The 18,140-nt window shown below is 62.2% G+C and carries 14 protein-coding genes and 1 tRNA gene; 6 read left to right on the top strand and 9 right to left on the bottom strand.

Annotation, left to right across the window (positions count from 1 at the left end):
* The first annotated feature begins 69 nt into the window (after positions 1 to 69).
* On the top strand, positions 70 to 558 hold the full coding sequence (locus AC2FNZ_RS13360; RefSeq protein WP_093964720.1) for an Lrp/AsnC family transcriptional regulator: 489 nt from the start codon (positions 70 to 72) through the stop codon (positions 556 to 558).
* A 30-nt stretch (positions 559 to 588) separates the two neighbouring features.
* Positions 589 to 1,155: a tetratricopeptide repeat protein gene (locus AC2FNZ_RS13355; protein ID WP_496840937.1), complete on the top strand. Its 567-nt coding sequence runs from the start codon at positions 589 to 591 to the stop codon at positions 1,153 to 1,155.
* Between the two features lie 54 nt (positions 1,156 to 1,209).
* Here the strand turns inward: AC2FNZ_RS13355 and AC2FNZ_RS13350 are convergent, their stop codons facing one another.
* A complete protein-coding gene (locus AC2FNZ_RS13350) occupies positions 1,210 to 3,099 on the bottom strand; it encodes a PhoX family protein (protein ID WP_496840936.1) in 1,890 nt (629 codons plus the stop codon).
* 307 nt (positions 3,100 to 3,406) lie between these two features.
* Between AC2FNZ_RS13350 and AC2FNZ_RS13345 the strand changes: the two genes are divergently transcribed.
* The 4 genes from AC2FNZ_RS13345 to AC2FNZ_RS13330 all read left to right on the top strand — a co-directional run bounded on the left by AC2FNZ_RS13345 (position 3,407) and on the right by AC2FNZ_RS13330 (position 8,409).
* Positions 3,407 to 3,480, top strand: a tRNA-Gly gene (locus AC2FNZ_RS13345).
* A gap of 128 nt (positions 3,481 to 3,608) precedes the next feature.
* Entirely contained in the window at positions 3,609 to 5,429 is a 1,821-nt protein-coding gene (locus AC2FNZ_RS13340; RefSeq protein WP_496840935.1) for an ABC transporter transmembrane domain-containing protein, read from the top strand.
* A gap of 154 nt (positions 5,430 to 5,583) precedes the next feature.
* Positions 5,584 to 7,473 carry an acyl-CoA synthetase gene (locus AC2FNZ_RS13335; protein WP_496833965.1) on the top strand — a complete coding sequence of 630 codons (1,890 nt, stop codon included), beginning with the start codon at positions 5,584 to 5,586 and terminating at the stop codon, positions 7,471 to 7,473.
* A gap of 12 nt (positions 7,474 to 7,485) precedes the next feature.
* Positions 7,486 to 8,409: an alpha/beta hydrolase gene (locus AC2FNZ_RS13330; protein ID WP_496840934.1), complete on the top strand. Its 924-nt coding sequence runs from the start codon at positions 7,486 to 7,488 to the stop codon at positions 8,407 to 8,409.
* 6 nt (positions 8,410 to 8,415) lie between these two features.
* On the opposite strand, the gene AC2FNZ_RS13325 is transcribed toward AC2FNZ_RS13330, so the two are convergent.
* The 8 genes from AC2FNZ_RS13325 to dtd all read right to left on the bottom strand — a co-directional run bounded on the left by AC2FNZ_RS13325 (position 8,416) and on the right by dtd (position 18,130).
* Positions 8,416 to 9,252: an alkaline phosphatase family protein gene (locus tag AC2FNZ_RS13325; RefSeq protein WP_496840933.1), complete on the bottom strand. Its 837-nt coding sequence runs from the start codon at positions 9,250 to 9,252 to the stop codon at positions 8,416 to 8,418.
* A gap of 159 nt (positions 9,253 to 9,411) precedes the next feature.
* Positions 9,412 to 11,049, bottom strand: coding sequence for an ABC transporter ATP-binding protein (locus AC2FNZ_RS13320; protein ID WP_496840932.1), 1,638 nt, complete (start codon positions 11,047 to 11,049; stop codon positions 9,412 to 9,414).
* Complete coding sequence (locus AC2FNZ_RS13315) at positions 11,046 to 11,861, bottom strand: ABC transporter permease (protein WP_170340106.1); 816 nt, start codon at positions 11,859 to 11,861, stop codon at positions 11,046 to 11,048. The genes AC2FNZ_RS13320 and AC2FNZ_RS13315 overlap by 4 nt, the downstream gene beginning before the upstream one ends.
* Positions 11,858 to 12,814: an ABC transporter permease gene (locus AC2FNZ_RS13310; RefSeq protein WP_093964729.1), complete on the bottom strand. Its 957-nt coding sequence runs from the start codon at positions 12,812 to 12,814 to the stop codon at positions 11,858 to 11,860. The genes AC2FNZ_RS13315 and AC2FNZ_RS13310 overlap by 4 nt, the downstream gene beginning before the upstream one ends.
* Before the next feature lie 15 nt (positions 12,815 to 12,829).
* A complete protein-coding gene (locus tag AC2FNZ_RS13305) occupies positions 12,830 to 14,416 on the bottom strand; it encodes an ABC transporter substrate-binding protein (RefSeq protein WP_093964730.1) in 1,587 nt (528 codons plus the stop codon).
* Between the two features lie 127 nt (positions 14,417 to 14,543).
* Positions 14,544 to 16,538: a CocE/NonD family hydrolase gene (locus AC2FNZ_RS13300; protein ID WP_496840931.1), complete on the bottom strand. Its 1,995-nt coding sequence runs from the start codon at positions 16,536 to 16,538 to the stop codon at positions 14,544 to 14,546.
* 51 nt (positions 16,539 to 16,589) lie between these two features.
* Positions 16,590 to 17,693 (bottom strand): DUF4147 domain-containing protein, encoded by a 1,104-nt coding sequence (locus AC2FNZ_RS13295; protein ID WP_496840930.1) that lies wholly within the window; start codon positions 17,691 to 17,693, stop codon positions 16,590 to 16,592.
* Positions 17,693 to 18,130, bottom strand: a complete 438-nt coding sequence (gene dtd / locus AC2FNZ_RS13290; RefSeq protein WP_496833960.1) for a D-aminoacyl-tRNA deacylase — start codon at positions 18,128 to 18,130, stop codon at positions 17,693 to 17,695. The genes AC2FNZ_RS13295 and dtd overlap by 1 nt, the downstream gene beginning before the upstream one ends.
* Positions 18,131 to 18,140: the final 10 nt, after the last annotated feature.

Raw genomic sequence — 18,140 nt, 5'->3', positions numbered from 1 at the left:
ATTTTGCGGGACAACGGACCGAAAATGACATATCGGGCACCCGATGCCCTGAATTTTGGATGAAATGCCATGCGAAAAGACTTTCCGGGTTTGGACCGGTTCGACCGCGCGATTCTGTCCATCGTGGCCGAGGACGGGCGGATCTCGGTCGCTGATCTGGCCCGGCGGATCGGGCTGTCGAAATCGCCGACACAGGCGCGGTTGAAACGGCTCGAGTCCGAGGGGATCATCACCGGCTACCGGGCGATGCTGGACCCGATCCGCCTGGGCCTGGACCATGTGGCTTTTGTCGAGGTGCGCCTGACCGACACGCGGGAAAAGGCGCTGGCTGAATTCAACGCGGCTGTCCGCAAAGTGCCCGAGATCGAACAAGCGCATATGATCGCGTCGAATTTCGACTATCTGCTGAAGGTGCGGACCGGGTCGATGACGGAATATCGCGCGGTTCTGGCCGAAAAGATCTCGTCGCTTCCGCATGTGGCCAGCACCTCGACCTTCGTGGCGATGGAGGCGGTGAAAGAGACCGGGCTGGCCGATGCCATCGATGGCGCGGGTTGACGAAAGGGCGATCCGCGTCACCATAGAAGTATGAGACACCTATTTCTTTCAGCATTTCTGAGCGCAGGCGTTGCGATTCCGGCGCTTGCTGAGACCTGTCCGCCTGCACCCGATCACGCCGCCCGGCTGGGTGAACTTATCGATCAGATCCAGCAGGCCGAGACCGAGATGGCCGCCCGCGAGATCTCGAACCAGATGTGGGAGTTGTGGGCCGACGCACCTGACGAGGCCGCGCAGACCGTATTGGATCAGGGCATGTCCAGACGAAATGCTTGGGATCTGTTGGGGGCGCTGCAGGATTTCGACCGTTTGATTGCGTACTGCCCCGAGTATGCCGAGGGCTACAACCAGCGCGCATTCGTGAATTTCCTGCGTCAGGATTTTGAATCGGCCCTGACCGATCTGGACCGCGCACTGAAACTGTCGCCCAACCATATCGCAGCGATGAGCGGTCGGGCGCTGACCCTCATGGGTCTGCAGAGAATGGAAGAAGCCCGCATTGCTCTGGCAGAGGCGCTGGAACTGAACCCTTGGCTGCCCGAGCGTCACCTTGCAGCCGATGGTGGGCCTTTGGCGATGCCGGGTCAAGATCTCTGAATAGCGCGATCACCCCCGACGCTTCGCCGGGGGTGATCGCTGAGGTAAGACGGTTCAGCCGACCAGTCCGTTGTCCTTGCGTTTGATCGCGATGATCGAGGAACGCGGCGTGCCCCCATCTGGCCAGGATCCACCGGGGTGCTGGATGCCTACGAACATGGTCCGGCGGTCGGCCGACCATGTCAGGCCGGTCACCTCGCAGCCGTTCGGGCCGGTCATGAAGCGAACGATTTCACCCGTGATTGGGTCGCCGGCCAGCATCTGGTTGTTGCCATGGCCTGCAAAATCGCCTTCGTTGTCGTCGTTCCCGTCGGTCTGGATCCAGACCACGCCGGTGCTGTCGATCATCATCCCGTCGGGCGAGTTGAACAGGTTGCCTTCGTTTACGTTCTCGGACCCGGCATACGCATCGGAATGCACTGCCGGGTTGCCGGCCATGACGTACAGATCCCACTGAAATGCGGTTTCTGCATGATCCTGGTTGGCTGGTCGCCAGCGAACAATCTGCCCGTATTTGTTGGCCTCCCGAGGGTTGGGACCATTGACCGAAGTATCATCGCCACCCGCATTGGGTTTGACGCCACGGTTCTTGTTGTTGGTCAGGCAGCAATAGGCCTCGGCAAGAACCGGGCTGGTTGCAACCCATTCCGGTCGGTCCATCGTGGTTCCACCGGCCTCAGACGCAGCGATGCGGGCAAAGATCAGAATCTCGGCCTCGTCCATGCCAGTCGTTTCCGGCGTCAGCGGCACCCATTCACCGGACATATCGTCGTTGAATTTGGCCACATACAGCGTGCCGTCATCCAGCAGACCTTCGGTATCCCCGCCGGGGGTGTAGACTCCGTTCGAGACGAATTTGTACAGGTATTCGCCGCGCTCATCATCGCCCATATAGACGACAATGCGACCATCCTTGGCCAGCTCGACCGCGGCGTTTTCATGTTTGAACCGCCCAAGTCCGGTATGTTTGACCGGGGTGCTGTTGGGATCGGTCGGGTCGATTTCGACCACCCAGCCGACGCGATGTGGTTCGTTGGGGTTCTTCGAAGTGTCAAACCGAGGATCGAACAGCTCGTATCCGTTCCAGCTCTCGGCCTTGATGCCGTATCGCTTGAAGCCATCCGCGACCTTTGGAGTATAAGTCGCGCTTTCGTTGCTGGAGCCGAAGTAGCCGTTGAAGTTCTCTTCGCAGGTCAGGTAGGTTCCCCAAGGCGTCTTGCCCGACCCGCAATTGTTCATGGTGCCCAGCGACGTTGTGCCGGTCGGGTCCGCCTCGGTCTTCAGCAGGTCGTGGCCAGCTGCTGGCCCCACGATCTTCATGGGTGTGTTGTGGTGAATGCGGCGATTGAACGGGCTGTCCTTGACCACGGTCCAGCCATCCGGGGTTTCGGCGATTTCCATCACCGTCACACCCTGCAGGTTCTGCAACTTTCGAACGTCATCCGCGTTCGCGGGTACACCTTCCTGCGCTGCGGGCAGGTTGATTTTGCGGTTGGGATACTCGTGATTGATGGCGATCAACTGGTGCCCTTGGAACGAGAAGGTCTCCATGCCATCAGTGTTTTCGCCAAAAACCTTGTCCGAGTTTTCAACCGGTCCACCATCGGTGATGTCATACCCGTCAGCCTCGGAGAACAGCGGATCGCCCCAGCGCATGAGGACCTTCCATTCATACCCCTCGGGGACATGCACGGTACCATCGGTCTGGGCCGCAATCGGAGTGAAGGCAAAACGAGAGGCGGTCTGCGCGTGGGCTGAGGTCGACCCCAGAAGACCGCTGCCCATGGCCGCAGCGCCTGACCCGAAGGCCAACACTCCGCCCAGAAAGCCGCGTCGCGACAGGGCGCTTTCGACGACGCGGTCAAAGTCGTTTTCGTCGGGGCGGGGGAAATGCAGTTCGTCCCAGTCGTCGGCGGAAAGGGTGGCTGGATCAACGTCTTTCATTGGATGATTCCTCGCTGTCGGAATGAATTTGTGAAACGGATTTAGGAACTGATTGTTACAGGTACTTAACAACCCCATTAACCGTTTGGGGCGGTACACACGCTAGGCAGGTTCTCGCGAACGGCAAGCACTGCAATCGTATGCTGCGCCAGTGCGCGGCCCCAAAACAAGTGCAATTCAGAGCGATTGGCGGTTGGCCGCGCAGCCCGTCCCGGGTGACCGCACGCAGACAGCCGCAAAAGCGATGCGCAGGAGGATTTCGGTTCTTGACGGCGGCCCGGGCATGGACTACTCAGCCCTTCACCAAGCGGGTATAGCTTAATGGTAAAGCCCCTGCCTTCCAAGCAGGCTATGTCGGTTCGATTCCGTCTACCCGCTCCAAACTCTCCGGAATAAGTTGCGTCAAAAAGCCCTTGTCGGGGTGCTATTGCGCGCAGTCTCCTTGACCCGGCGCGCCTGCACCGCCAAGAAGCCGTATCGCGAGTCCCAGAAGGTAAAAAGGGTCAGGCATGGCAAGAACACGCTCCGCCAACCAAGCAAACGTGCAAGCGCCCGGTGCTCATGAAGATCGACCTGGATCCCGGAAGCTGAGCGTGCTGGCCTCTTTGTGGCCTTTCATGAAGCCTTACCGGCTGCTGATGCTTGGGGCGACGCTGGCGTTGGTTCTGACGGCCAGCATGACCCTGACGTTGCCTTTGGCCGTGCGGCGCGTCGTCGACAATTTCCGCATCGAAGACGGTGAGCTGCTGGATTGGTATTTCCTGGCGGCGCTGGGCATCGCGGCGGTTCTGGCGGTGGGAACAGGTATCCGGTACATGCTGGTGACCCGGTTGGGCGAGCGGGTCGTGGCTGACATCCGCAAGGCCGTATTTGACCGCGTCATCGGCATGAGCCCCGCCTTCTACGAACGCATCATGACCGGTGAGGTCCTGAGCCGTATCACCACCGATACCACGCTGATCCAATCCGTTCTGGGGTCGTCAGTGTCGATCGCATTGCGGAATTTCCTGATGTTCATCGGCGGGCTTGTGCTGATGTTGCTGACTTCGGCCAAGCTGACCGGGCTGGTTCTGCTGCTGATCCCGGTGGTGGTGGTGCCGATCCTGGTTCTCGGGCGTCGGCTGAGGGTCATCAGCCGCGAAAATCAGGATTGGATCGCCGCCTCGTCGGGCAATGCAGGCGAGGCGCTGGGCGCCGTTCAGACCGTACAGGCGTTCACCCATGAGGACGCCAGCCGCCGCCAGTTTGGCGACATGACCGAGACCTCGTACCATGTGTCCCTGCGCCGTATCCAGACGCGGGCGGTTCTGACCGTGATCGTGATCTTCCTGGTGTTCTCGGGGATCGTCGGCGTTTTGTGGATGGGGGCGAACGATGTGCGCAACGGCGTGATGACCGAAGGCGTGCTGATCCAGTTCGTGATCTATTCGATCATCATGGCCGGGTCCGTGGCCGCGCTTTCCGAAATCTGGAGCGAGCTGCAACGCGCCGCAGGCGCAACCGAACGGCTGGTCGAGTTGCTGAACGCCGAGGATACGGTCAACGACCCGGCACAGCCCAGGGCGCTGCCGCAGCCGGTCAAGGGGCAGATCACCTTTGACAACGTGACCTTCCGCTACCCGGCCCGGCCCGACATTCTGGCGCTGGACGACCTGTCGCTGACGGTGAACCCTGGCGAGACCGTGGCCTTCGTCGGCCCCTCGGGCGCGGGCAAGACGACCGTGATCCAGTTGATCCAGCGGTTCTACGACCCCGAGGCCGGTCAGGTCAGCCTGGACGGGATCGATCTGCGCGACATGCGCCGGGCGGATTTCCGGCAGCACATGGCGCTGGTGCCGCAGGACCCGGTGATCTTTGCGGCCTCGGCGCGCGAAAACATCCGGTTCGGACGGCTGGACGCCTCGGATGCCGAGGTCGAGGCCGCGGCCCGTGCCGCCGCTGCGCATGACTTCATCTCGGCCCTGCCCGAAGGCTATGACAGTTTCGTCGGCGAACGCGGCGTGATGCTGTCGGGCGGTCAGAAACAGCGCATCGCCATCGCGCGGGCGATTTTGCGCGACGCTCCGGTTCTGCTGCTGGACGAGGCGACCTCGGCGTTGGACGCCGAAAGCGAGCGCGCCGTTCAGGCCGCCGTTGACCAAATGCGCGCCGGGCGCACCACCCTGATCGTGGCGCACCGTCTGGCCACCGTGAAAAAGGCCGATCGCATCGTGGTTATGGAGAACGGCCGGATCGTGGCGCAGGGCACCCATGACGATCTCGTGGCGCAAGATGGGCTTTATGCGCGACTGGCGCGCCTCCAGTTCACCGATGGTGTGGCCGCCGAGTGAAGTGACGCGCGGGCATTTCGCGAACCGCCGTAGCGTCATTCTACTTTTTCCCCTTGCCCGAGGGTAAGCCCTCGCTTGCGTAGGGCTGCTTTTGCTTACATCTTGGACGCAAGACAGCCTGCAAAAATGCAGGGTAAAAAAGGGGAGGAACCAAATGGCCTTTGTGGGCAAGGAAGACAAACTGAGAATGGAGCAGGAAATGCCGTGGGAGGACCGCGATGTCCCCGTCACGTTCCATCAACTGCTCTCGCGGACGGCCACCAAGTTCCCGGATCGCAACGCGATCAGTTTCCAGATCCTGTCCGGCCCCAAGGACAAGGCCGAAACCCTGACATGGTCGCAACTGCTGGCCAAGACGAACCAGGCGGCCAACCTGTTCCGCTCTTTGGGGGTCAAGGAAAACGACGTGGTGGCCTATGTGCTGCCCAACTGCAACGAGACGCTGGTCACCATGATGGGCGGCGCGGTGGCCGGGATCGTGAACCCGATCAACCCGCTGCTCGAGCCCGAGCAGATTGCGTCGATCCTGCGTGAGACCAAGGCCAAGGTCGTGGTCACGCTGAAGCCATTCCCGAAAACGGACGTCGCGCAGAAGGTCGCCGAGGCCGTGCGCCACGCGCCGGGTGTCAACACCGTGCTGGAGATTGATCTGAATCGGTATCTGACCCCGCCGAAGTCATGGATCGTGCCGTTGGTCCGGCCCAAGATGGCCGACAAAGAGCATCTGGCCCACGCCGACTACCTGGATTTCAACAAGGAACTGGCCAAGCAACCCACCACGCTGACCTTTGAGGACAGCAAAGAGGACCGGGTCGCCTGCTATTTCCACACCGGCGGCACCACGGGTATGCCGAAGGTCGCGCAGCACAAATATTCCGGCATGATCTACAATGGGTGGCTGGGCCACACGCTGCTGTTCTCGGAAGAGGACACGATCATGTGCCCGCTGCCGATGTTCCACGTCTTTGCCTGTCATGTGATCGTGATGGCGGCGGTGTCGTCGGGTGCACATGTGGTGTTCCCGACCCCAGCCGGGTATCGCGGCGACGGCGTGTTCGACAACTTCTGGAAATTGATCGAGCGCTGGAAGGTTTCGTTCATCATCACCGTGCCCACGGCAATCTCGGCCAAGATGCAGCGCCCAGTGGATGCCGACATCTCGACCGTCAAGACGGCCTTCTCGGGCTCGGCCCCGCTGCCGGTCGAACTGTTCCGCCGCTTCGAAAAAGCGACCGGTGTGACCATCGTCGAAGGTTATGGCCTGACCGAGGCCACCTGCCTGGTGTCCTGCAACCCGGTGGATGGCGAGAAGAAGATCGGCTCGATCGGGATTCCGTTCCCGTACACCGACGTCAAGATCCTGCGCGACAGCCCCGACGGGCCCAAGGAATGTGCGGTGGACGAAGTGGGCGAGATCTGCGTGTCGAACCCGGGTGTCTATGCCGGGAACACCTATACCGAGGAAGACAAGAACGTCGATCTCTACTATTTCGACAAGTACTTGCGAACCGGCGACCTGGGGCGGTTCGATGCGGACGGGTATCTGTGGATCACCGGCCGCGCCAAGGATCTGATCATTCGCGGCGGCCACAACATCGACCCGGCCGAGATCGAAGAGGCCTTGCTGGGCCATGACGCCGTGGCCTTTGCCGGCGCAATCGGCCAGCCCGACGCCCATGCGGGCGAGGTTCCCTGTGCCTTTGTCGAACTGGTCGACGGTGCAAGTGTGACAGAGGAAGAACTGCTGGAATACTGCAAGATTCACGTGCATGAACGCGCCGCGCATCCCAAGCACATGACGATCCTGCCCGAACTGCCGAAAACCGCGGTGGGCAAGGTCTTCAAGCCTGAGCTGCGCAAACAGGCGATCACGCGGGTCTACAACCAGGCGTTGGAAACCGCCGGCGTTGCGGCGCGGGTCGTGTCGGTCATCGACGACAAAAAGCGCGGCCTTGTCGCGCAGCTTGACGCGAACGGCGCATCCGAGGACGATGTGAACCAAGTGCTGGGCAACTTCACCCGGCCGTGGGAATGGGCCGACTGATCCGGAGGGGCAATGGATTATGAACGTCTGATCGACGAGGAGACCTGGGCGTTCATCCGGCGCACCGCCGAAAGCTATCCCGAAGACGCGGTGGATCGGTCCATCAAGGACCAGCGCCGCGTCTACGACGACATGTGCCGCGCGTTTCGGCAGCCGCGTCCACCGGGCGTCGAAACGCGGGACACCTCGGCCGATGGGGTCGGGGTGCGCGTCTATTCCTCCGGAGATCCAACTCGAACCGTCGTCTACATGCATGGCGGCGGTTTCGTCGTCGGCGGGCTGGACAGCCACGATGACGTCTGCGCCGAACTATGCGCCCAAACCGGCTATCGGGTGGTGGCGGTCGACTACCGCCTGTGTCCTGAACATGTTCATCCGGCGCAGTTCCAGGATTGCTGGACCGCGGTGAACTGGGTGCAAGCCGAATTCGGCGATCCGCTGGTTCTGGCCGGGGACAGTGCGGGCGGAAACCTGGCCGCAGCCGTCGCCCATCACGCGCGCGGGCGCATCGGGAACATCCTGGGACAGGTTCTGATCTATCCCGGTTTGGGTGGCGACCCGAACCAGGGATCGTATATCGAACACGCCCACGCCCCGATGCTGACGCGCGACGAGGTCCAGTTCTATGAAAAAGTCCGGTGTGGCGGCGCCGTCCCGGAACATGACCCAACATTCGCCCCCCTGCACGATACCGACTTTTCCGGGCTGCCGCCGACGGTGGTGGTGACCGCCGACTGCGATCCCCTGCGTGATGACGGAGCCGCGTACTGCGCCAAAATCACCGCCGCCGGCGGGCAGGCGCATTGGATCAACGAGGCCGGCCTTGTGCATGGCTACCTGCGCGCCCGCCATTCGGTGACCCGCGCCGCCGACAGCTTCGAACGGATCTCGATCGCCGTCGAGGCGTTGGGGCAGGGGTTGTGGAACTACGACTGACCGCGCTCAGCGCAGGAACGGCTTGGCCTTCATCGTCTCGGCCACCGGCGCGCCCATGCGGGTCAGAACCGTGGGCGCCAACTGCAACTGATCGATGACCGTATCGGCATCGGGGCCCTCGGCATCGCCGAAGTAGTACAGCGCCGTTTCCTGCTGCATGGGGCTGCGCCCGCCGTGGTGGCCGCGCTCGTCCTGGCCGTGATCAGCGGTCACGATCACCTCGTATCCCAACTGCCGCCAGCGGGGGATGAAAGGGGCCAGCATCTCGTCCATGACGAAGCAGGCGTGATCCATCTCTTCACAGTCGTGGTAGAATCGGTGCCCCATGCTGTCGAGCGTACAGGTGTGGAGAATGCCGTAATCCAGCCCGAAGCGCAGGCACAGGTTGGTCAGGGTCGCGAACAGGTCGACATCGGACGGCGTCATCTGATTGGCTTTGCCATAGCCCGTCATCGAGTGGAAACGGCCGTGGTTGATGGTGCGGCTGTCCGGTTCGTCATATTCCACATCGCGCACATAGTCGAATGGGTGGCGATTGAAGAACTGCGACCAGAAGCTGTGGGTGACGGCCCCGGTCACGCCGCCGGCCTCGCGCACCTGGCTGAAGATGTCTTTGTGGTCCAGTCGGAATACGTTGCCGTTTCCGGTGCAGCCGTGCTCCTGCGGTGTCACGCCCGTGTGGATCGAGGCATAGCAGCTTGCCGAAATCGACGGCAGCACAGAGCGGTGTTTCCAAACCCGCGCCTCGCCGCTGTCGACCCAGCCTTCGAGGTTGCCGAAAAGCCGGCGGAAATTGCGCCACGGAACCCCGTCGAGAATGATCAGCAGCAGTTTGCGGTCCATCGCATGGCCCTCGTGTTGGATGGCTTGTTTGCCTCACCCTAGGAGATTCGGTCAGCCAATGCTGCCCGTCCGCGCCCGGAATGAGCAAATCCCGACACTTCGATACAAACAAAGTGTCGGGATTTCAGAGTGTTTTGCCGGCGTTCACAGCCTGCGGCATCAGTTGCCGGCGCTCTCCATCTTTCGGTGGGCCACGACCTCTTCCAGCCAGCCCAGATGCATTTCCGGCACCGAGCTGAGCAGCAGATCGGTATAATCGTCGAATGGCGGGCTCAGCACCTGCGATTTGGATCCATAGCGCACCACGCGCCCCTGATACATCACGGCTATGCTGTCGCTGATCGCGCGTACCGTCGCCAGGTCATGGGTGATGAACAGATAGGCCACGTCCTCGATCTTCTGCAGGTCCAGCAACAGCTTGAGAATGCCGTCCGCCACCAGCGGATCCAGCGCCGAGGTGACCTCGTCACAGATGATCATCTTGGGTTTGGCCGCCAGCGCGCGGGCAATGCACACGCGCTGCTTCTGACCACCCGACAGCTCCGCCGGATACCGGTCGATGAAACCTTCGCCCAGTTCGATCTCGTCCAACAGTTCGATGATGCGCTTGCGCTTCTCGGCGCCGCGCATGTTGAAATAGAACTCGAGCGGCCGGCCGATGATGGTTCCTACGGTCTGGCGCGGGTTCATCGCAACATCGGCCATCTGGTAGATCATCTGCAACTCGCGCAGGTCCTCGCGCGAGCGTCCGGCCAGATCGGGGCTGAGCTTGCGCCCGGCAAAGGTGATCTCGCCGTCGCGCGGGGGTAGCAGGCCGGTGATCACCCGAGCCAGCGTGGATTTACCCGATCCCGATTCCCCCACGACCGCCAGCGTCTGCCCCGGATGAAGCTCGACATTGACGTTGTGCAGCACGTCGAAGTTCAACCCCTTGTAACGGGCCGTGATGCCATCGACCTGCAGCACGGGTTCGGGCGTAGGCTGCTTTTCCTCGTGTTCGATCGAACGGACCGAAACCAGCGCCTGCGTGTACTCTTCCTGCGGGTTGTTGATGATCTGGTCGGTGGTGCCGTATTCGACCGTGTCGCCCATGCGCAGCACCATGATGTCATCGCTGACCTGCGCCACCACCGCCAGATCGTGGGTGATGTACAGCGCGGCCACTCCGGTGTCGCGGATCGCTGCCTTGATGGCCATCAGAACGTCGATCTGGGTCGTCACGTCCAAAGCGGTCGTGGGTTCGTCGAACACCACCAGTTCCGGCTCCGGGCACAGGGCCAGCGCCGTCATGCAACGCTGCAGCTGCCCGCCCGAGACTTGGTGCGGATAGCGGTTGCCGATATTGTCCGGGTCGGGAAGGCCCAGCTTGGCGAACAGTTCACGCGCGCGGGCTTCGGCCTCTTTGCGGGTGAACTTGTTCTGCTCGACCGCGGCCTCGACCACCTGGTCCATGATCTTCTTGGCCGGGTTGAACGAAGCGGCGGCGGATTGCGACACATAGGTCACCTCGCCGCCGCGCAGTTTGCGGATATCCGACAGCGACGTCTTGAGGATGTCGCGCCCGTTCACCCAGACCTCGCCGCCGGTGATCTTCACGCCGCCCCGGCCATAGGCCATCGAGGCCAGCCCGATGGTCGATTTGCCCGCACCGGATTCCCCGATCAGACCCAGCACCTTGCCGCGCTCGAGGTCAAAGCTGACCCCGTGAACGATTTCGATGTCACGGGGCTTTTCGCCCGGCGGGTAGACGGTTGCGCCGATCTTGAGGTCACGGACCTTGAGAAGGGTATCGCTCATCCCCGGCCTCCTTTCAGCGATGTGGTGCGGTTCAGGATCCAGTCGGCCACCAGGTTGACCGAGATGGCCAGCGTGGCGATGGCCACTGCCGGATACAGCGCCGCGCCGATGCCATAGACGATGCCGTCCTTGTTTTCTTTCACGATGCCGCCCCAATCGGCCAGCGGGGGCTGAACGCCCAGGCCCAGGAATGACAGGGTCGAGACGAACAGGACCATGAAGATGAAGCGCAGGCCCAGTTCGGCCACCAGCGGTGACAGCGCGTTGGGCAGGATCTCGCGGAAGATGATCCAGCCGCGGCCCTCACCGCGCAGCTTGGCGGCCTCGACATAGTCCATGACTTCGATGTCAACAGCCACGGCCCGGGCCAGACGATAGACGCGGGTGGCGTCCAGCAGGCCCATGACCACGATCAGAACCGGGATGGTGACCGGCACCATCGCCAGAACCACCAGTGCGGTGATCAGCGACGGGATCGACATGATCAGGTCCACGGTCCGCGACATCACCTGATCGGCCCAGCCCCCCAGCACGGCGGCCAGAAAGCCCAGGATCGAACCGGTGACGAAGCTGAGGATGGTGGCGGCGGTGGCGATGAAGATCGTCGTGCGCCCTCCATAGATCATGCGGCTGAGAAGATCGCGGCCGATATTGTCGGTGCCCAGCCAGAATTGCGAACTTGAGGGCTCCCACACGTCGCCCACAACTTCGGCCATACCGTAGGGCGCCAGGAAGGGTGCAAAGACGGCGATGATGAAATACAGGGCGGTGAAGGCCAGCCCGATCATTGCAGAGATTGGGATGTTCTTCATTTCGGGTGCCTCAGCCTTGGGTTGGCCAGGATCGCGACGATGTCGGCAACCATATTCAGCCCGATATAGATGGCGGCGAAGATGACACCGCAGGCCAGAACCACCGGCACGTCGCGTTTGGTCACGTGGTCCACCAGGTACTGTCCCATGCCGGGATAGACGAACACGACCTCGACCACGACGACACCCACGACCAGATAGGCCAGGTTCAGCATCACCACGTTGACGATGGGGGCGATGGCGTTCGGGAAGGCATGGCGCCAGATGACCTTGAAGTTGCTCAGGCCCTTCAGTTCGGCCGTTTCGACATAGGCCGACTGCATCACGTTCAAAATCGCGGCGCGGGTCATGCGCATCATATGCGCCAGAACCACCATGGTCAGCACGATGACGGGCAGCGCGATCGAGTTCAGCTTTTGCCAAATGGACATGCTGTCATTGATCATCGCCAGCGGCGAGAACATGCCCAGCTTGACCGCGATGAAATAGACGAGGACGTAGCCGATCAGGAATTCCGGGATCGAGATTGTCGTCAGGGTAACGGCAGAGATCAGCTTGTCGGGCCAGCGGTTGCGGTAGCGTACCGCGACGAGGCCAAGAAAAATTGCAAGGGGGACCGAGACGATGGCCGCCCAGAAGGCAAGAAACAACGTATTGCCCAATCGGTTGCTGACCGACTCGGCGATGTCCAGCTTGTTGGTCAGGGACGTGCCCATGTCTCCTTGGACAATTCCGCCAAGCCATTCGAAATACCGGGTCAAGGCGGGACGGTTCAGCCCCATCTCCTCACGGAGGTTGGCAAGGGATTCAGGGGTGGCGGACTGCCCCAGGACGGCTTGCGCGGCGTCTCCGGGTAGGGCCTCGGTCAACCCGAAAATCAGGGCCGAAGCGCCAAACAGCAAGAGGAATCCCAGCGCCAGGCGCTGGGAAACCAGTTTGATGATAGGATGCATACCTGTCTATCCGAGTTAGACGAACCACATCTTGCGGGACATGTTGCCGTTCATCATCTCTTGGGTCGGATCAGTCTCCCAGCCATCCAGCTGGTTGCTGATGCCTTCGACAAAGTCGTTGAACATCGGGCAGATCAGGCCGCCTTGATCACGGACCATCATGCCCATCTGGCTGTAGATTGCCTTGCGCTTTGCCGGATCCAGCTCGGCACGCGCGGCAAACAGCAGGTCGTCGAACTCTTTGACCTTGAACCGGGTGTCGTTCCAGTCGGCGGTGGACAGGTAGGCCGTTGCGTACATTTGGTCCTGCACCGGACGGCCGCCCCAGTAGGACGCGCAGAACGGCTGTACGTTCCAGACTTCGGACCAGTAGCCATCATTCGGCTCGCGCTTGATCTCAAGCGGGATGCCGGCCTGCTGGGCAGTCTGCTGGAACAGGGCTGCGGCATCCACGGCGCCAGGGAAGGCTCCGTCGGCCACACGCAGAATGATGGGCGACCCGTCATGACCGGACTTCTTGTAGTGTTCGGCGGCTTTTTCGACGCTGAACTCACGCTGCGGGATCGTCTCATCGAACAGCGGGTATGCTGCGTTGATCGGCATGTCGTTCCCGACCGAGCCATAGCCGCGCAGTACCTTCTCGACCAGCTCTTCGCGGTTGATCGCGTATTTCAGAGCGGTCCGCAGTTCGTTGCCGTCGAACGGCGCCGTGTCACAATGCATGATGAACACGTAGTGGCCGCGTCCTGCCGTGGAGTGTACTGTCAGGTTGGGTGCACGACCCAAGAGGTCGGCAACCTTGGGCTCAACCCGGTTGATCGCGTGGACCTGACCCGACTGCAGTGCGGCCGTCCGGGCCGTGGCATCGTTGATGACCACAACTTCGACGCTGTCAAAGTTGCCGAAATCCGGGTTCCAGTGGTTTTCGAATTTGGAGAACAGGTGGCGCACACCGGGCTCGTCCGCTTCCAGCTTGTACGGACCGGTGCCGATACCGGCGCCCGGGTTGTCCATTCCGCCGTCCGGCTGGATGATCAGGTGGTAGTCGGCCATCAGGTAAGGCAGATCGGCGTTCGGCTCGTTCAGGGTGACCTGAAAATACTCGCCATCGGCCTTCATCGACTCGATGCCCTTCATGATGCCCAATGCGCCCGACTTCGAATCTTCGTTCGAATGGCGCTGCATCGTTTTCAGCACGTCTTCGCTGGTCATGGTCTTGCCGTTGTGGAACTCGACCCCTTGACGCAGTTTGAACGTCCAAACCTTGGCATCGGCGCTGCCTTCAACGCTTTCGGCAAGGCGCGGCTCGATCGTGCCGTCGGGGGCGACTTCGACCAGTTGGTCACCGAACTGCTTGCCGTTCTGGAATGGAACCGAGCTGGCATAGGTGGCCGGGTCCAGCGAGTTTGTGGATTCACCGCCCTGCAGGCCCAGTTTCAGATCGCCGCCTTTCTTGGCGCCGGCGGCGCGGGCCGCGTCGGCGAAGACGGTGCTGGCCATGGCAGCCGATACACCCAGTGCGGCTGCCTTCCCCATGAATTCACGTCGGGTCAGCTTCCCGGCGGTCACCTGTCTGGCCATGTGAGTGAGTTGTTCGTTCATTCGGATATCTCCCAGTTGAGTGTTTTGTGTGCCCGTTTTGCGGGCTTTTTATTGACGCATGAGTCAACGTTGGCGCATTTCGTCGCGGCGGGCAAGGTCAAATCTCGGGGACTTGCCACCAGCAAAATCACATCTGATCACGAGGTATGGTGTCCTCCACGGTTTTGGAAAAAATCTTCACATCGTTTTCAAAGGCATCAAGCGTCGCGCGCAGATGAAAGTTGGATCGGTCCGACCACATCTCGCAATTGGCCTCGGTTCGCAGTTGGATGCCGTCGCGCCGGGTCTCTTGCACCCATTCGCAGAGGCCGCGCGCACTCAGCGGATCGTCCGGATGGATCGACCACCGTTCAAAAGCGGTTCCGCCGCTGACCAGACCATGATCCGCGTCCTCGACCAGGCCGAAGTCATCTTCGATGACCAGATCGATGACGCCGGTCGTCATGTCTGTTTCAACGCGCCGCGCATGGGTCGCCTCTCGCAATTGGGTCACTTGCCACGGAGAGTCCGCATCGGGCGGGGCAAATTGCCATTCATCCCGATCCGACCAGTCGCGCAGGGGGATCGTGAACGTGCCGCCTGTCAGGTGGAGCTCCGCTGTTTCCGGCGAAGGCCAGATCAGCGGCCAATAGGCGCTTGAGACGGCAACGCGCAGGCGGTGGCCCTTTGGAACCCGGTAGGCGATGTGGTCCAGCACAACCTCGATGTCGTAAACCTGTCCGGGTATCAACGTTTTGGGGGACGAATGTCCCTCCCTATGGGTCAGGTTCAATACACCATAGGTGATCCGAGTCGCAGCTCCGTCGGGGTGAATATGGTTCAGCCGAACGGCAATCTGGGCTTGTGGTTTGTCGACACTCACCTTCAAGCGCAGGCGCGGGGCACCGACAATGTCCACATCTTCGGTCAGAGGGGTCGTGTCAAAACAGGCGGACAGTGCGTCATCGGCCCGCTGGTCGCCAGGCATGTCCGGACCCAGCCAGATGGCGCAATACTCGCCGCCATCCATGCCGCAGTGATGGGGCGAGCGCACCCGGGCATCCAGCGGCCCGTCCACACCCAGCCCAGTGTCGGAAAGGGGAAGCGAGACGGTCGGCAGGTGGGACGTCGCGCGAGTATCCTCGGTGATCCAATGGCCGGGGCGCTCGGCATACCAGCGCGCCGGGCGCACGCCATCCATCAGATAGGCGCGATAGGCCGGGTCCTGTTCAACTCCGGTATCTTCGCCCTTCAGCCAGCGGTCCCACCAGCGCAGCGCCTCTTGCAGGAAGCCGATGCGTGGTTCGGGGACGGCAAAATGCGGATATTTGTGCACCCATGGGCCGACAATGCCCTTGACCGGCGCGGTCAGGTTCTCGACCAGCCAGGGCACGGTGTTCTTGTAGGCATCACCCCAGCCGCCCACCGCCAGCGTCGCGGCCCGGATCGCGCCGGGGTCTTCGCAAACAGACCCATGCCGCCAATAGGCATCGCGGGTCTGGTGCCGCAGCCAGACCGAGGGCAGGAACGATTCGGCCTGCAACCGCTGCAGCCACATCTCGCGCCAGTCGTCACGCAGCGCCGGGTCGGGCGGGCGGGACGAATACGACCACATGGTCGCCCCCCAGCCCAGGTTCTCGTTCAGCAGGCAGCCGCCTTTGTAATGGATGTCGTCGGCAAACCGGTCGGCGGTCGAACACAGGGTTATGATGGCCTTCAACGGCGCGGGTTGCAGCGCCGCCACCTGCAGCGCGTTGAAGCCGCCCCAGCTGATCCCCATCATCCCGACCGCGCCGCTGCACCAGGGCTGTCGGGCCAGCCATTCGATCACTTCGACGGCGTCATCCAGTTCCTGCTGGGTGTATTCATCCTCCATCAGTCCCTGGCTGTCACCATTGCCGCGCATGTCGACGCGGATGCAGGCGTAACCCCGTTTGGCAAACCAGGGATGGGTCAGGGCATCACGCGCCGTCGTGCCGTCGCGCTTGCGATAAGGCAGGTATTCCAAAATGGCGGGCACCGGGCGCTGCGCCGTATCGACAGGACGCCAGATCCGCGCCGACAGGCGGCAGCCGTTCGACAGAATGATGCCCTGATCCGGAATCTCTTCGATCTCGGACAGTAAGTTCTTCGCCTGAGTCATGTGCCTAGTCTCAGGCGCATCGGCGGATGGTGTGCGAGGAAAAGCGTCAATTCATTCCTTCGTTGCGACAAGCAGATCCATGACATTGGTTCCCGTGGGGCCAGTCACCAGCAGAGCGCCGGCCCGGTCAAGGAACGACCCCGCATCGGCATCGCGCAAGGCTTGGTCCGCCCCATCGGCCCATGTCGCGCCGGTTACGATACCGCCGGCCGCATTTGTCGGCCCGTCGGTGCCGTCGGTTCCGCCGACCACGACACACAGCCCCTCGCATCCCTGAATCTCGCGCGCCAGCGCCAGGGCCAGCGCCTGGTTGCGTCCGCCTCGGCCCGGGTTTTCGGGCAGGACAACGGTCGGCTCTCCGCCAAAGATCATCGCGCCCGGCGGCATCTGACGCAGCCGCGCGCCGATATCTGCGGCGACGGACAGATAGTCGTCGTGCAGGGCCTCTTCCTCGGCCAGAATTTCCTTTCCGGCGGCACGTGCTGCGTTGGCTGCGGCGCGGCGCGCATGGGCGTTCGAGGCAATGATCTCGACACTCGATTCGAATTGAGGGGCTTCGGGCAGGGCGCCGATGCCCGATCCGATGACGCCGATATCGTCCCCCGGCACGTCCGAGATGGCCAGGACCGTCGCGCGTGCTCCGCCGAAACCGGCCAGCAGACCGCCGCCCTTGATCCGCGACATCTCGCGCCGGCGGGCGTTCATGGCGGTGATGTCCAGCCCCTCGGACAGCAGCTGCGCGTTCAGCCGCGCCAGATCTTCGAGGGTGGCCCCCGGCACAAGATCCTCGGCCAGCGAGGACGCACCGCCCGAGACCAGCAGCAACAGATGCGTGCCGGGCTCCATGGCCTGAACCGCCGCGCGCAGAGCCTGACCGCCCTTCAGGCTGCGGGCATCGGGCACGGGGTGAGAGGCTTCGATGACCTGCAGATGCGACGGCAGCCCTACGGCATGGCCGTCTTTCGTGACCACAAGGCCCGGTGTTTTGCCGAAATGGTCTTGCGCCGCGTTCATCATCGCCGCCGCGGCCTTGCCGACCGCCAGAATCCGATCGGGGCGCGGAACATCGGGCAGCGCCGCCTTGACTGCGCCATAGCCGTCAACGGCGGCAACGCCCGCCTTCCAGATCGCGATCGCCTGATCCTGCATTGTCATCACATGTCCATCCAGATCGTGACCGGGCCGTCATTGATCAGGGACACCGCCATATCCGCACCGAAAGACCCTGTTTCGGTCGGAACGCCAAGCGCGGCCAGCGCGCGGGCAAAATGTTCGTACAGGCGTTCACCGGTTGCCGGATCGGCCGCCGCCGCAAATCCGGGCCGGTTCCCGCGCGACGTGTCAGCGGCCAGCGTGAACTGGCTGACCACTAGGGCTGAGCCGCCGATATCCAGCACCGACCGGTTCATCTTGCCCGCGTCATCCTTGAAGATCCGCAGCTTGGCAATCTTGGCCGCCAGTTGCTCGGCCCGGGTCTCGTCGTCGCCCTGCATGGCGCAGACCAGAACCAGCAGCCCCGGCCCGCACTGGCCTATGACTTGCCCCTCGACCGAGACCGATGCCTCGGACACTCTTTGTATCAATGCGCGCATGTCGATGTTT

The organism is Ruegeria sp. SAZA006 (genome assembly GCF_059613465.1).
The sequence above is the reverse complement of the archived record's forward strand: the minus strand, read 5'-3'. Positions and strand labels throughout refer to the sequence as shown.